This is a genomic window from Lactobacillus sp. CA30L (assembly GCF_059900845.1).
This window is the reverse complement of sequence record NZ_JBWXGB010000003.1, coordinates 246,744-261,659: the sequence shown is the minus strand read 5'-3', so window position 1 is coordinate 261,659 and position 14,916 is coordinate 246,744. Positions and strand designations below refer to the sequence as shown.

The 14,916-nt window shown below is 45.2% G+C and carries 9 protein-coding genes; 3 read left to right on the top strand and 6 right to left on the bottom strand.

The window, feature by feature from the left end; all coding sequences use genetic code 11:
* Nucleotides 1-172: 172 nt before the first annotated feature.
* The 3 genes from AC2JF8_RS05315 to AC2JF8_RS05305 all read left to right on the top strand — a co-directional run bounded on the left by AC2JF8_RS05315 (nt 173) and on the right by AC2JF8_RS05305 (nt 3,936).
* Nucleotides 173-1,033, top strand: coding sequence for a hypothetical protein (locus tag AC2JF8_RS05315; RefSeq protein ID WP_500761733.1), 861 nt, complete (start codon nt 173-175; stop codon nt 1,031-1,033).
* Nucleotides 1,034-1,328: 295 nt separating this feature from the next.
* Nucleotides 1,329-1,787, top strand: coding sequence for a hypothetical protein (locus tag AC2JF8_RS05310; RefSeq protein ID WP_500761731.1), 459 nt, complete (start codon nt 1,329-1,331; stop codon nt 1,785-1,787).
* Between the two features lie 118 nt (nt 1,788-1,905).
* Complete coding sequence (locus AC2JF8_RS05305; protein ID WP_500761729.1) at nt 1,906-3,936, top strand: KUP/HAK/KT family potassium transporter; 2,031 nt, start codon at nt 1,906-1,908, stop codon at nt 3,934-3,936.
* A gap of 338 nt (nt 3,937-4,274) precedes the next feature.
* Here the strand turns inward: AC2JF8_RS05305 and AC2JF8_RS05300 are convergent, their stop codons facing one another.
* The 6 genes from AC2JF8_RS05300 to AC2JF8_RS05275 all read right to left on the bottom strand — a co-directional run bounded on the left by AC2JF8_RS05300 (nt 4,275) and on the right by AC2JF8_RS05275 (nt 14,670).
* On the bottom strand, nt 4,275-5,039 hold the full coding sequence (locus AC2JF8_RS05300) for a DUF2705 family protein (protein ID WP_500761727.1): 765 nt from the start codon (nt 5,037-5,039) through the stop codon (nt 4,275-4,277).
* A gap of 24 nt (nt 5,040-5,063) precedes the next feature.
* On the bottom strand, nt 5,064-5,822 hold the full coding sequence (locus tag AC2JF8_RS05295; RefSeq protein WP_500761725.1) for an ABC transporter permease: 759 nt from the start codon (nt 5,820-5,822) through the stop codon (nt 5,064-5,066).
* The gene (locus tag AC2JF8_RS05290; RefSeq protein WP_500761784.1) at nt 5,809-6,696 is read right to left on the bottom strand and encodes an ABC transporter ATP-binding protein; all 888 of its coding nucleotides are present in this window, start codon (nt 6,694-6,696) and stop codon (nt 5,809-5,811) included. Before AC2JF8_RS05290 ends, AC2JF8_RS05295 begins: the two co-directional genes overlap by 14 nt.
* A 215-nt stretch (nt 6,697-6,911) precedes the next feature.
* On the bottom strand, nt 6,912-8,861 hold the full coding sequence (locus AC2JF8_RS05285; protein ID WP_500761723.1) for a M13 family metallopeptidase: 1,950 nt from the start codon (nt 8,859-8,861) through the stop codon (nt 6,912-6,914).
* A gap of 98 nt (nt 8,862-8,959) precedes the next feature.
* Nucleotides 8,960-10,180 carry an MDR family MFS transporter gene (locus tag AC2JF8_RS05280; RefSeq protein ID WP_500761721.1) on the bottom strand — a complete coding sequence of 407 codons (1,221 nt, stop codon included), beginning with the start codon at nt 10,178-10,180 and terminating at the stop codon, nt 8,960-8,962.
* A gap of 617 nt (nt 10,181-10,797) precedes the next feature.
* On the bottom strand, nt 10,798-14,670 hold the full coding sequence (locus AC2JF8_RS05275; RefSeq protein ID WP_500761719.1) for a BspA family leucine-rich repeat surface protein: 3,873 nt from the start codon (nt 14,668-14,670) through the stop codon (nt 10,798-10,800).
* Between the last annotated feature and the right edge of the window lie 246 nt (nt 14,671-14,916).

The following is a 14,916-nucleotide window of genomic DNA, read 5'->3' as shown; positions in this document are numbered from 1 at the left end:
GATCCGCGCGCTTAATCTCTTACACTATTACTAACGAATCGAGCGGGTCGAAGTGTAACATTTTTATGGCAATTTTTTAATTTTAACTAGCTAAATACCCGATTGAGTAGTCAAATGCGCCTAAACCATCTATAATTGATATAAGTATTAGCAAGGAGGATAAATTCCTATTATGAAAAAATCTACGATGTGGACGATTGTGGTCGTGGTGATCATCGCCATCGGCGGCGGTGCATTCTACGCAACGCAAAAATCAAACGGCGATCGCGTTAATGCTTCCTACAATGATGCAATGACCAGCGGCAAGGATGCCGTTGCGGTGAAGAACTACAAGCGGGCAAGCAAGGCCTTCGCCAAGGCTATCGGCATTAAAAAGACGCCTGAGGCGCGGGCCTATAAGGACCAGTCCGACAGCATGCAAGCCGCAATCACCGCTACCAAGGCCGGCCAGTACACCCGTGCGCGCGTGATGGCCGACAACGTCATCACCAAGAGCAGCGGCTACGCCGTCCTGGCGCGGCAAGGACGCAAGCTGAAGGCGACGATTGCCGACGTTCAGGACAATTACGACAGCGAGATCAAGCCCATCTTTACCGCTGCAGCCCAGGCCGAAGCAAGCAAGGATTACGAAAAGGCCATTGACGAGTACCAGAAGGTGATTGACCTGCCGTACATTGACGGCAAGTACTACGCCCAGTACAAGAAGGCCGCGCTAAAGGGCATCAAGGTCAACAAGCAGGCGGCCGCCAAGGGCAACAACGGCACGGCCGCGGGCGTGGACAATTCCACCGCCGCTAAAGACACGGGCAACGCAGGCAAAGTCGGTGAAGGCGCCATGGGCAACCACAAGGTGCACGGCAAGACCGTTACCACCAAGCAGATCAAGCAGCTGCGCAAGCGTGTCGGCAAGCTGATGGGCGACGACGGAATGTCATGGAGTCCGCAGGATTTGATTGACCTGTACCGGAATTCCGGACGCACGAAGCCAAGCAAGATCACCAAGCAGGACGTTGAGAACTACTTGAAGCCGTAAACACCCTATCGGTTTAGCGGCATAGCAAAACGAGCAAGCTTGTCCAGATGGGCACCCCTGACTAAGCAGATTTAGTTAGGGGTGCTTTTTATACGGCTCTTGCTTGTGCATGGCACCCTTTGCATCGACTGGGCTTTAATCCGGGGTGGCAAAGGTGCTATAATTTTACTAATACAATGGTAAAAAGATTAGTGACTGCGTGATAATCGCTGCAATAGTTGCTTTTGCCGCCTAAACTAGGTAAAATGACTATTGACTTTCACGTTTGACGATATTTATTAAAGGGGTGTCTGCTTTGACCGAAAAAGAAAATAACATCAAAGATACTAAAACCGAACAAGAAAAAAAGAAGGAGCAGGAAAAAAAGGAAAGAGAAGAGCTGCTCAAGGTGGTCGTTCCCGAAGCCGAATGGGTAACGATGCCGCAGGAGGACTTCACTGCACAGCCTGAATACCTGCAGCTGTTCACTGACTTCTACATCGCCAAGTTCAACCAGCGTGACCTGGAAATCATGAACACTTACGATACTAGTTCCAACATGGTCGACATCAACCACTACCTGCTTGACAACATCCACTTTTCTCGTCAGGAACTGGTCAACCATGCCCTGCAATACCACGCCCACAACTTCCAGAGCATCGTCGCTGAAATTACCGCTCAAGATGAGATCGACGCTGCCAAAATGACGTCTTACCAAGACTGGGACCACTGGTACGAGCAGCAGCGGAACGAAATTTCGAATTCTTTATCATAATTTGCTTGTACTATAAACAAAAAAGGAACAGAATAGAGACTTAAAAGAGAATGTCGCTTTGACATTCTCTTTTACTTAAAATATTTTACGGTAAGTCTATGGGAGTAAATAAATAACTATGGATCAGAAAAAGAAGCGGATTTCAGCGGCGGGGCTGCTGATTACGGTCGGAATCGTCTATGGCGATATCGGCACAAGCCCGCTCTATGTTATGAAGTCAATTGTTACTGGCAATGGTGGGATTGCCAACATGAACCGCGAGATGGTCTTGGGCTCGATCTCGCTGATTTTTTGGACGGTCATGCTGTTGACCACCGTTAAGTACGTCCTAGTCGCCTTGCGCGCAACTAACCGCGGTGAAGGCGGCATCTTTGCACTGTATGCATTGGTGCGCAAGCGCGCCAAGTGGCTGGTCATGCCCGCGCTGATTGGAGGTGCTGCGCTACTGGCTGACGGTACCTTGACGCCGGCGGTGACGGTTACCACTTCAATTGAAGGACTGAAAAAGATGAGCTTCGGCTCCAGCGTTCCGGTTCCCAACCAGTATGCCGTCGTTATCATCACCATTGTGATTTTGCTAGCGCTGTTTTCTATTCAAATGCTGGGCACTAGCAGTATCGGCAAGGCTTTCGGCCCTATCATGTTTGTCTGGTTTACCTTTTTGGGCCTGATCGGCATCAACAATATGATGCATGATTGGTCGATCATTGCGGCCTTAAATCCATACTGGGCCGTAAAGATTCTTTTTAGTCCTGCCAATAAGGTTGGTATCTTTATACTAGGTTCAATCTTCCTGGCCACGACTGGAGCCGAGGCACTATATTCCGACGTTGGCCACGTCGGCCGGGGCAACATTTACGGCTCCTGGCCCTACGTTTTTATCTGTCTGGCCCTGAATTATCTGGGCCAAGGTGTGTGGATTTTGCAAAATCCGGGCTTCAAGACCAACGGGACGGAACTGAACCCATTCTTTGAGGCGGTTCCAGCTAACCTGCGGCTGTTCGGCATCATTTTGGCTACAATTGCTGCCATCATTGCTTCACAAGCCTTAATTACCGGTTCATTCACGCTTGTTTCCGAAGCCAGTGGCCTGAAGTTCTTGCCGCGGATGAATATCCAGTACCCGACGACTAAGCACGGACAGATCTACATTCCCGCCGTCAATAAGATGATCTGTGCTGCCACTGTAGCCATCGTCATCTGCTTTCAAACTTCTGAGCATATGGAAGCTGCCTACGGGTTATCTATCACCGTTACCATGCTCATGACCACCCTACTTTTATTTGAATACCTAGGCATTAGAAAGCATCCATTAATACTGCGACTCGGCTTTTTAATTGTCTTTGGCTTCATTGAGGGGATGTTTTTGATTTCCAGCTTGACCAAGTTCATGCGTGGGGGCTATGTTACCGTCCTAATTGCTGGTTTCATTGGCATAATCATGTTCATCTGGTACTTCGGTAACAAGGTGCGTGACAAGCATGAGGGCGCTAAAACCTACGTCCGCCTTGATGAATACACCGACATGCTCACCGACCTGAGCCACGATGACGACTATCCGGTCTATGCTACCAACTTGGTTTACATGGCCCCGGTCAAGTACAACAAGTTCATCAAGCGCGAGATTCTCTACTCGATTCTTGATAAGCGGCCCAAGCGGGCCAGTGCTTACTGGTTTGTCACCGTCAATATCACCAATGAACCGTTTACGGCCCGCTACGCCGTCAACACGTACGACACCAAGAACGTCATTAACGTGCAGCTTTTCTTGGGCTTCAAAAAACAAACCAGCGTGAACGTCTACTTGCGGCAAATTGTTCAAGACCTGATCAAAGACGGCACAATCGAGGCGCAGCCACAGGAATACACGACTACGCCGGGCCGCCAGGTCGGCGATTTCTCCTTTGTTCTGGTGAACGATGTGGTTAGTCCCTTGACCAGGCTCAAGGGCTTCGAAAAGTGGATGCTTACGGCCCGTGTCTGGTTGCAAAACCTCTCTTCTAACCCGGCTTCCTGGTTTGGTCTAGAATACACGGACACTGTGATTGAGCGGGTGCCACTGATTCTAGGCAGACCGCACCGCAACCTGCGTATCAAGCGGGTTGCACCCAAGGATTATTCCCACCTAAAGGACGAAGAAAAGGATTAATATTTTGACAAACTAAAGGTGATACCCGTGCGAGCGGTGGAAATGCCGTTTTCGTCCCCTCGCCCTCGCGCTAAAAAGGCATTGCTATAGGTTGTGCTAACTCCCTATGGCAGTGCCTTTCTTGTATAAGCTCATTCAACCGCGAAAAATTTAACACGGACAAAAAAGACCGATTCCATAACTTGCGAAAGTTGTTGGGACTGGTCTATTTTGTTTGTCTGGGGCTGATACTCATTTTGATGCAAAGACGTCTGTCAAAGTCAAGACGACCCCGTAAAGCTGCAAAACGATGCTAAAACTATAATAATTAAATCAGCCAAGAGCAATAATGCCATTTTTTAGTAGCGCCTCTTGCGGAACACTAGATAGCCGAGGATAAAGAAGATGGCAATATAAACCAGTGAGCCACTGAGAATCTGGATGTTATTCAGGTGCGTGGTTTCGACATACATGGAATAATTGCCAAACTGTCTAGTCAAGTCCAGCATGTTCAGCGGATTCCACCTCATTACATTGACAAACCTATTTGAATTCAGCAAATTGCTAGAAACCGTTTGCCCCATAAACACAAACAGGAAACTGACGGTAACAACAATTGCATTGCTGCTAATCAGGCAGGATAGCAGGAACACGAGCGTGATGATTAGCATTGTTGTTACCAAGTCAATCGCAGTTGCCGCGAGCATGTTTTCCCATACCGGTCGGCCGTATAAATAGATTGTCGTCCACTTAACGGATGAACTAAACAGCGTGTAGTGCAGCAGCACAGTGTACATTATTGCCAGCAGGTGTAAAAAGACGTCATAGAGAAACAGCACAACGTACTTTGACAAGTAAACGTCAACCTTGTTTGACGCCTTGTACAATAGAGTCAAAATCGCGTTATTCTGAAATTCCATGGAAAAGGTAGTCGCACCAACCACGACTAGGATAAACATGATCCAATCGGGTGCGTCAAAGCAAAGTGCCAGCAACAGTTTGTTTTCCTTAGCGCCCAGTGCGTACCCGGCAATAATCATCAGTGCAAGCAAAATAATGGGTGCAATCCAGGCAATCTTTTTGTGGCGCAGTTTATAAAATTCTTGTTTAATACTGTAAAGCATATTTTATATTTTCCCTTCTGCAATCTAAACTCTGCGGTGCTTAAACATATAGTAGCCTAGCGCTGCAAACAGAATACCGTAAATAAGCGTAGCTATAACTAGCTGGACATCAGTCAAGTTGGACTTAAGGCTAAGTGAACTTCTGGTTAACTGTTGGGAGATAAAAATCATATTAAGCGGGTTCCACTTGATGATTCCAATCTGGGAGGGCAAGACCGCCATCAGACCACTAGAAAGACTGGCGCCGAAAAAAGCTAAAGCCAAGCCAACACAGATTACCACCGCGTTGACCTTAACCAACATGATGAGCATGAAAGACAAGCCCACGATGAAGAAGGAGTAGATTACTGCACCGCACATATTGAGCAGCAGGTCAACCCACAGGGCATGCCCCATGAAGACAGCAGTCCAACTGAATGCGCCCGGCACGAGTAGCCAATTTAATATCAGGGTGAAGAGGCTAGCGGCTATTACCAGTACGATACCATAAGCAAAAACAACAAGGAACTTGGCCAGGTAGATCTTCAGCTTGCTCGAATTCTTGTACATCAGCGTGATAATCGTATTATTACTGTACTCCATAGCAAAGAAGGCCGAACCAACTGCAATCAGAATAATAGGTATCCACTCAATTGAACCAAAGCCAAAGGCCAGCGTAGATTTGGTAATGTTGGCCGTCAGAGAACTGTAGACCATCAAGACCAGCATGGTTAATATCCCATACAGGGCGATTTTTTCGTGGTAAAACTTATAGATTTCTTCTCTGAGACTAGCGCCCATCATCCTTACCTCTTTCCCGGTCTAGAATGTTAACGACAATTTCCTCAAAGTTAGCCTCCAGCGGCAGCATTTCCTGCAGGTGCACGTTGTTTTCAAAAAGAACGTCCTGAATGGCAAAGATATTCTTCTTATCCACAATAAGATAATTGTCTTTAGACGTCACCGCAATCTTCTGCTTCTGCAGCATCTGCAGTGCTCGACCATTATCTTCCGTAATCACTTTGTATTTTTGACGGCTTACCCGGTTAAATTCATCCGTTGGCTGGTTGACAATGACCTTGCCTGCCGTAATCAGCACCACCTGAGTCATTACCTTCTGCAATTCGCTTAGAACGTGACTCGAAATAAGAAAGGCTGTTCCTTGATCGGCATAACGCTTGATCAACTTGCGCACACCAATGGTGGCCTCGATATCTAGTCCATTCATCGGTTCATCGAGAATTACCAGTTGGGGCTGGTTGAGCAGCGCAATCGCAATCCCCAGCTTCTGCTTCATGCCTAGGGAATAGCCCTTAGCCTTTGTATTAATATAGGAATCCATCTGCAGGGTTGCAACAAGCTGGGCCATGTCGCGTTGGTCGCGGGCATATAGTTCCAGGTTCTGTCTGCCCGTCAAGAACGGATAAATAGCTGGGTGCTCAATCAGGGCCCCCACCCGCTTCAAGGCCTTGTGTTTGGTCTCCGTGACACGGCTTTTGTCCACCGTGATACTACCCGTGAACTTGGTCAGGCCCAAGATGGTCTTCATAATGGTTGTTTTGCCCGCTCCGTTGGGTCCGATTAAGCCCACGACCTCGCCCGGTTCAATTGCAAAAGAAGCGTCCTTAATAATTTGCGTCTTACCGATATATGTATTGATATGGTCAATTTTCAGCATAGCATTGTTTTTCATGATTCACCTTCAATAGTTAAAAAACACAAATACTTACTATCTAATATGATTGTACTAGAATTGTATTACACCATAACTGTAGACGATAATAATTAGTTTGTCAATATTCTTAATAAAACGATGAGAACGCTTTCTGCACAAAAAAAGGAACCTCTCTCTTACGTGAGAAAGTTCCTTTCTAATTTTAACTGCTAATTTTTTTACCAGATGTCAACGCGCTTGTCGGGATCTAGCCACATGCCATCGCCCGGCTTCACGTCAAAGGCCGTATAGAAGTCGTCCTGGCACTGCGACTGCACGTTGGCCCGCAGCGGGCCCGGCGCGTGCACGTCAATGGCCGTCTGCGCCTTGATCGACTCGGTCAGCTGCTTGTTGGCCCAGATGCGGGCGAAGTTTTCAAACAGCTTCTTCAAGTCGTCGTGCTCATTCTTGGCGGCCTCGACCGCAGCGGTCAACCCGCCCTGGTCGGCGATGTTCTCGGACACAATCTGCTTGCCGTTCAATTTCACCGGACCATATTCAATCCCGTCAAAGAGGTCGATCTCGGCCTGTGTGCGCTTTTTGAACTCGGCAAAGTCCTCGTCGGTCCACCAGTTCTTCATGTTGCCGAGCTCATCGAACTGAGCCCCATTGTTATCGAAAGCGTGGGAAACCTCATGCGCAATTACCGTGCCGATGCCGCCAAAGTTGGTTGCACGGTCCTGCTTCAAGTCGTAGAACGGTGCCTGCAAAATGGCTGCCGGGAAGGTCAGGTCGTTTCTCTGCGGGTCATAGCAGGCATTCACCAGGTTGCCTGGCATTGCCCAGACCGTCCGGTCAACTTCCTTGTGCAGCTGCTCAATGTTGTACTTCTGCTCTTCGATGCCAAAGGCCCGGTCGTTAGCGTACAGGCTACCACCCGCGCTAGCTGGAATAACCTTCAGGCGGTTGTAGATTTCCTCAATCTTGTCCGGATAGCCGATCTTGAGGACCAGGGCCTCGAGCTTGACAACGGCCTGCTTCTTGGTTGCCTCGGACAGCCAGCTGTTATTCTGCAGACGCTTTTTATAAACGTCAAGCATCCGGTTAATCATATCTTCAACGTCCTGCTTGGCATCAGCGCCAAAGTAGGTCTTGCCGTAGTACACGCCGATTACTTCACTGAAACTGTCATTGGCAATGTGATAAGCCTGTTTTTCGCCACTCGACAATTCAGGCTGGCCGTACAGGGCGTGGCTGAACGGAAAAGCGGCCTCGCGGAATTCCTGTGACAAGTCGGAAGCGGCACCGTTAATGAAGTTGACCAGCATCCAGCCCTTGATTTCATCAAAGTTAGCAGGGGTGATGATCTCATTGATGTGGTCAAGGTAGCGCGGTTCGCCCACGATGATGCGATCTGGTTCCTCGCCAATTACTTTATTCAGATAATCCTGAATCTTGAAGTCCTTAAACTTAGCTTCAAAGTCAGCCACTTTCATCGGGTTGTAACTGGCAGGATAGTCAGCCCACTCTTCCGTCGACTTGACTACCTTAGCCAGCTTGGCATCGAACTTGATTGCATCTTCAGCATATTTTGCGGCATGCTCTTCATCAACTCCCGCCATGGTCAAAAGCTTGACCGACTGCTTCTGCAGAATAGCCAATAATTTAGGCGCATCGGCAGTCTGATAAGAGGTTGTGTCCGGCAAGTAGGTCCCGGGACCGGCAAAGGACAAGACGTTGACCTTGGTATTCTTCATGTCCGGTTCCACGCTGAATGAGAACGGCATCGAAGCAAAAGTTGCAAGATTCGGCGCCCGCAGGTTGTAATCAGCAAAGTCCTTGATGCCCTCCAGCATCTCGAGGTCGGCCTTGATTGGTTCCGCACCATCGCGATTGCGCTTCTCGAAGTCGCTGGCCAATTTGTAGAGCTTCACCGCTTTATCTAGGTTGGGAACAGCAGGCACGGGCTTTTTACCCGCCGCAAAATCAGCGAAGTCCTGCATCAAATGCTTCTCCACGTTGACGTCAATCCCGTCAAAAGAAGCCATTCGCGACCGGTCGGAAGGAATTGTTGTTGTTTCTATCCACTCGGAATTGACGGCCAGGTACAAGTTGTCCTGTGGTCTGGTTCCTAATTTGGGTGCAATGATATCGCCACTGCCGCCCCGAACTGCAATATTTTTTCTCATTTGGAGGATCCTTTCAATTTTTAAACAGACATTAAAATTAAGCTAAATTAATATTATCATTATAATTATACATCAGATATTAAAAAGCCTTTACAAAATTATTTAAACAGCGTGATATGCTGGCGCAGCTTGGCATGCAAGGGCAGCAGTAAGATAATCATCAAAAAGATGCCCACTGCTGCAACCATGAAGAACGGAATGTAGCCGGCGCGGTCAATCACCAGCCCACCGAAGAGCGGCCCAAAGGCCTGTCCGATACCGCGGGCCACGTTGATCTCGCCCTGATACTTACCCTTGCTGGTGGCCGGTGACAAGTCGTTGATATAGGCGGGCACCGCCGGAAAGGCCGTCCCCTCGCCCAGCGTCAAGATAAGCATGGACAGCGCAAAGTGGCCAAAGTCACGGGCAAAGATCAAGGTAGCAAAGGAGACAGCGAACATCAGTGTCCCGAAGATGATCTGCTGAAAAAGGTTTTTAAAAATATGCGGGAACCGAGCCAAAATCACCTGCACAATCACGATAATCGCACCATTAAGCGTCCACAGTAGGCTATACATGTGAAAGGGAATACCAAGTGACACCATGTAAACGGAAAGGTTCGACTCCCAGTTCATGTACATTAGCCATGTTACCGCCAGTGAAATCAAAAAGCCCACCATCAACATGACGTTGTACTTGGGCATTGGCTGGGCCTGCTGCTTCTTACCGGTTGCGGCCCTTTGGGCCTGGCGCCGCCGGTGGAAGGCCCCAATTGGCTTGTAGTGCAGTAGGGCGTTGATCCAGGCAATCGCAAACAATGAAGCCGCCAAAATGAACAAAAAGACAATTGAAAAGTCGTATAGGTACCCGACCAGCAGCGTGCCCGTTACCGTACCAACGTTTTGAGCAAAGTAAATCAAGTTAAAAACATACCGGCCCGGATACTTGCGTAGACTAGTCGCAATCGAGTTGATCATGGTCGCATCCCAGCCACTGAGAAAGCCAGTAATGGTCAGCCACACCCAGTAGGCGGGCCAGCCATGGAAGAAGGCCATCATAAATAAGACCACGGCATCGAGCCCTAGTCCAAGAACAATCAGCGGGTATGGATTGCAGCGGTCATACAATCGGCCGGCCGCAAACGATCCCAGCACGTTGCTGGCGCAGTTGCAAAAGAGCACCACGCCGATAACAGAAAGACTGATGTGTAACTCTTTATTCAAATAAACGGAGGTCAAGGGCCAAACAAAACTCGACCCAATCCACGTTAGCAATTCCCCTAGCAGCAGCCAGCGCAGCTTGATTTCCATTTCATTATTTGATCCATGTTTGATTCTCATTTAATCAGTCCTTTCTATTAGACTACAACTACCAGTTTAGCAAGAAGTGCAAAAAAAGAACACCCCGAACTCTCAGAGTGCTCGATAGTAGTTAGATATAAGCTAAAGGAGCACTTCACTACTTCAGCTTGGTCTTCGTCAAACTATATCACTCTTATTTTTAAGATCCAATCAGCTTTCAATCCTTCAAATTATGCTGGTATGTAGGCAAGCCAAGAAAGTAACGTATGTTGACGCTTGCAGCTTTTATTTTTCCGAAAAATTTTCGAATCTGTTCTAGCCTCAGTACCTTTTCTTCACCCAATAAACGTTTTCCTGTTTAAAATCGCCGAAACGTACTTTTAGCTTCTCTTCTAACCTGTTTGCGATTTCCATCGTCTCTCAGTATATTTGCTGCTGAAGAAGTATGAAATATTCTTAACTTGCTTGAACAGTCTAACATAAGAGCCTCCTGGTTCAGTGATAATCCTCAATTTCCCGAATTTTAATTAATGTGGTTCTCTCTTTATCAGTCGAGCGCTTATCCATACCAAAAAAGATGATGTGCACTTTTTAATGCAAATCATCTTTTCTATCTGTTAGAATACCTTACTTAGCAGCCTATTTAATTGTTTTTCCTACTTAAAGTTAGCAGCTTTCACATACGTATTTTGTGCAATGATATAGTACTTGATCTTTTTAATTGTTACTGGATTGCCATAAGTTTTGACGAAACGGTTCTTCTTAAACATCCTCTGGCCCAGATGGTTGCCATAACGACCATAAGCGTAGGCGTTGTGCTTGAGCCATTTGTTCTGGGCATCGATATTGGCTGCTGCAACGTACAAGCCATCGGGCAATTCGTAATAATTCTGGTCGCTAATGACGCACTTGCCTGTAGTCCTGACAACCGAACCGGCTGCTAGAATCACACCATTGGCCCGGTTGCCATGCTTGTTGTACAAATAGGCGTTATGCATGATTACTTTTTCTACCAGCTTTTCATTAACTAGCATACCGTTTACACTAGAGCCATTGTCTCCACGTGCTGCTAACGCAATATTGGCAGCCTTAATGAAGCGGTTAAGCGCAATGACGAAGTACTTATGACCACGAATTGTTAGCGCGTTGCCATAGGTCTCAACAGTATCGCCTTTATGCAATAATCGTGCTTGCTTTACCCGCTTGCCGTATCTATTGTAAACAAAGGCATTATGATTGAGCTTCCGTTTAGCTGCATCAACGTTGCCAGCATCAACGTAATACTTTTTATTGTTGGCGCCTTGATCAATCAAAACATAGCAGGTTCTGCCATCAACCTTTTCCTTGCCATAGGTTATTAAAACTGAAGTAAACTTGAGCGTCACTTTATTGGCTCGTTGGCCTTGCTCATCATATAGATAAGCATTATGCATCAACGTTACTTCTTGCGCAACTGTTGGATTAACCGGCTTCGCGTTACCAGGCTGGTCGCTACCTGTCACTACTGATGTAGTACAGCCAGGGTTTGTCGGATTTGTTGGGTTTGTTGGGTTCGTTGGATTCGTCGGATTTGTTGGATTTGTTGGGTTCGTCGGGTTCGTCGGGTTCGTTGGATTCGTCGGATTTGTTGGATTTGTTGGGTTCGTCGGGTTCGTCGGATTCGTCGGATTTGTTGGGTTCGTTGGGTTTGTTGGGTTCGTCGGATTTGTTGGGTTCGTCGGGTTCGTCGGATTTGTTGGATTTGTTGGGTTCGTCGGGTTCGTTGGGTTTGTTGGGTTCGTCGGATTTGTTGGGTTTGTTGGGTTCGTCGGATTTGTTGGGTTCGTCGGGTTCGTCGGATTTGTTGGGTTTGTTGGGTTCGTTGGATTTGTTGGGTTCGTTGGATTTGTTGGGTTCGTCGGATTTGTTGGGTTTGTTGGGTTCGTTGGATTTGTTGGGTTAACTGGAGCTGGTCCATTCTTAATGCAAACATAGGTACCAGCTTTAGAAGCATCATAGTTCTTCATAAGATCCATTGAGCTCCACCCATTAGGCTGTGTGATTTCTGGATGCTCTTCATTAAACCAAATGCGATTATCATTTTTAAGATATGGATAATCATTGGTTTTAACAGAAAGGTTAAGCCCAGTGCCATTGATTTTACAATCTTTTCCAAGCTTAAGGGTATTTAAACTGGACAGATCCTCCAGCATTTCACTTACTGATGCATCTGTAAGTTGCAGCATTTTAAAATTGCTTAAATCCAAGCTCGTTAACTTAGTACAATCTGAAAACATGTACATCATGCCTTTGATCACTTTACTTGTGTCAAAACTCGTTAAATTTAAACTAGTTAAATTAGTACAGCCACTAAACATTCCTGACATATTAGTCACGTTGGAAGTGTCAAAGTTGCTGATATTTAAACTTAATAAATTACTACATTCCAAAAACATGGCCGCCATATCAGTTACCCTAGAAGTGTCAAAGTTGCTGATATTTAAGCTTGTTAAGTTTCCACACTCCTGAAACATTTCTGACATATTTTCAACATTGGTTGTATCAAAGTGACTGACGTTCACATCTGTCAACTCGCCACATGCAGTAAACATGCTCGACATGTCAGTTACTTTTTGTGTATCAAAGTGACTCACATCCAAGCTTGTTAATTTCATACAGCCTTCAAACATATCAGCCATATTGGTCACCTTACCCGTGTCAAAGTGACTCACATCCAAGCTTGTTAATCTCATACAGCCTTCAAACATCCTCTTCATGTCAGTCACTTTGCTGGTATCAAAGTGGCTCACATCCAAACTTGTTAAATGCCCACAGCCTTCAAACATGGTACTCATATTGGTCACGTTGCTAGTATTAAAGTGTCCTACATCTAAGCTCATTAAATTGTAGCAGTCAGAGAACATATTTTCCATACTTGTTACTTTTGAAGTATCAAAGCGGCTCACATCTAAACTTATTAGGTGTTCACTGCTTGCAAACATTTTTGACATATTTAACACATTGCTGGTATTAAAATGGCTCAAATCCAAATTGGTTAGCGTTATACAGCCTTCAAACATGGCATTCATATCTTTCACATTGCTAGTATTAAAGCTACTTAAATCCAGACTTGATAGATCAAAACAGGCGGAAAACATATTTGACATATCAGTCACTTTGCTGGTATCAAAGCCGCCTACGTCCAGGCTTCGTAACTTTGTACAATCGGAAAACATATTTGACATATTGATCACTTTAGCTGTATCAAAATGGCTCACATCTAAACTTATTAAGTTAGTACAACCTATAAACATTCCAAACATGTTTTCGACATTGCTTGTGTCAAAGTGACTAATGTCTAAACTTGCTAAGTTACTACAATTTTCAAACATAGTAACCATCATTGTCACCTTACTCGTGTTAAAGTGACTCACATCTAAACTTGTCAGTTTGGAACATGCAAAGAACATTTCTGACATGTTTTCAACATTGCTTGTGTCAAAGTGGCTAACATCCAAACTTGTTAAATGCCAACAGCTTTCAAACATGGTACTCATATTGGTCACGTTGCTAGTATTAAAGTGGCTAACATCTAGATTTGTCAAATTAAAACAACTCCAAAACATACCCATCATATTCTTAACTTTACTAGTATCAAAGTGACTCACATCCAAACTTGTTAAGCTTGAGCAAGTATCAAATAGTTGTTGCATGTTTGTTACATTAGTCGTATTAAACTGACTCACATCTAAATTCGTTAATTTACCACAAAACTTAAACATGCACATCATATTAGTCACTTTGCTGGTATCAAAATGACTCACATCTAAACTTGTCAAATCCCTTCCTGAATATACAGTTGATGCAAACATGTAACTCATGTCACTAATCTGAGAAGTATTTAAGTTACTGAGGTTATTAATACTTGTTACCTTATCAAGATTACTAAACAGTCCCTTCGCTGATCCTTTAATTATTAATGAGCTTGTTAGCTCTATCTTCCCAACGCTATTAGCACTTTCCAAATCAGTAACTTTGCCCGCATTAATGTAATCAGCGAGGCTAACATTGTAATTACCTAACGTATTATCAACTTCTCCTCCGGCTATCGTTAACGTTTGATTCGTGCTATCATATGACAACATATTGCCCCAATTATATAATTCCTGCCCTTCCTGGTCCGTATCACGGGGAGTCAATTTGCCTTTTTTAGTTTTTTTATTGATATCTGGCTGCTTTTCATCAGCTATTGCATCTGGAATTTGACTATCTTTTGCGGCACTGTCCGGCTTTAATGCAGCATCAGCCGTAACTTGACTACTTACATTATCGTTTTCATTATCTGATATATCCACACTGATAATAGCAGTATCCGCATTCATATCTTGTTTCTGGACATGCAGATTGTTTTGAACAGTCCCACCGTCTTTCAAGCTGTCAGCTTTTACTGTGGTCTGATCGTACGCATTCATCAGGCTCAAGGCTGTAGCTGCAAAACTGCTGACTAAGATTTTCTTGCCGCTATTAAGCATCAATTTTGTTTTTTTCATCTATTCTTATCCTTCTTTGTTATAATTTTTATGATATCATCTAATAAAATAATATGATGTTATCTAATATAATAGCCTTTATTATAGATTTAAATACAAAAAAGAACAATTTATTTTTTTGAAAAAGTAATCAAAAAATAAAGATTTAGATTATTAGTTATTTAATTAATCTACTTCGAATGTGCCATTTTATAGTGTTCGTGCTTGCTAGAATATAAAGTTCCGGATGTAGTTCATTAATACGCA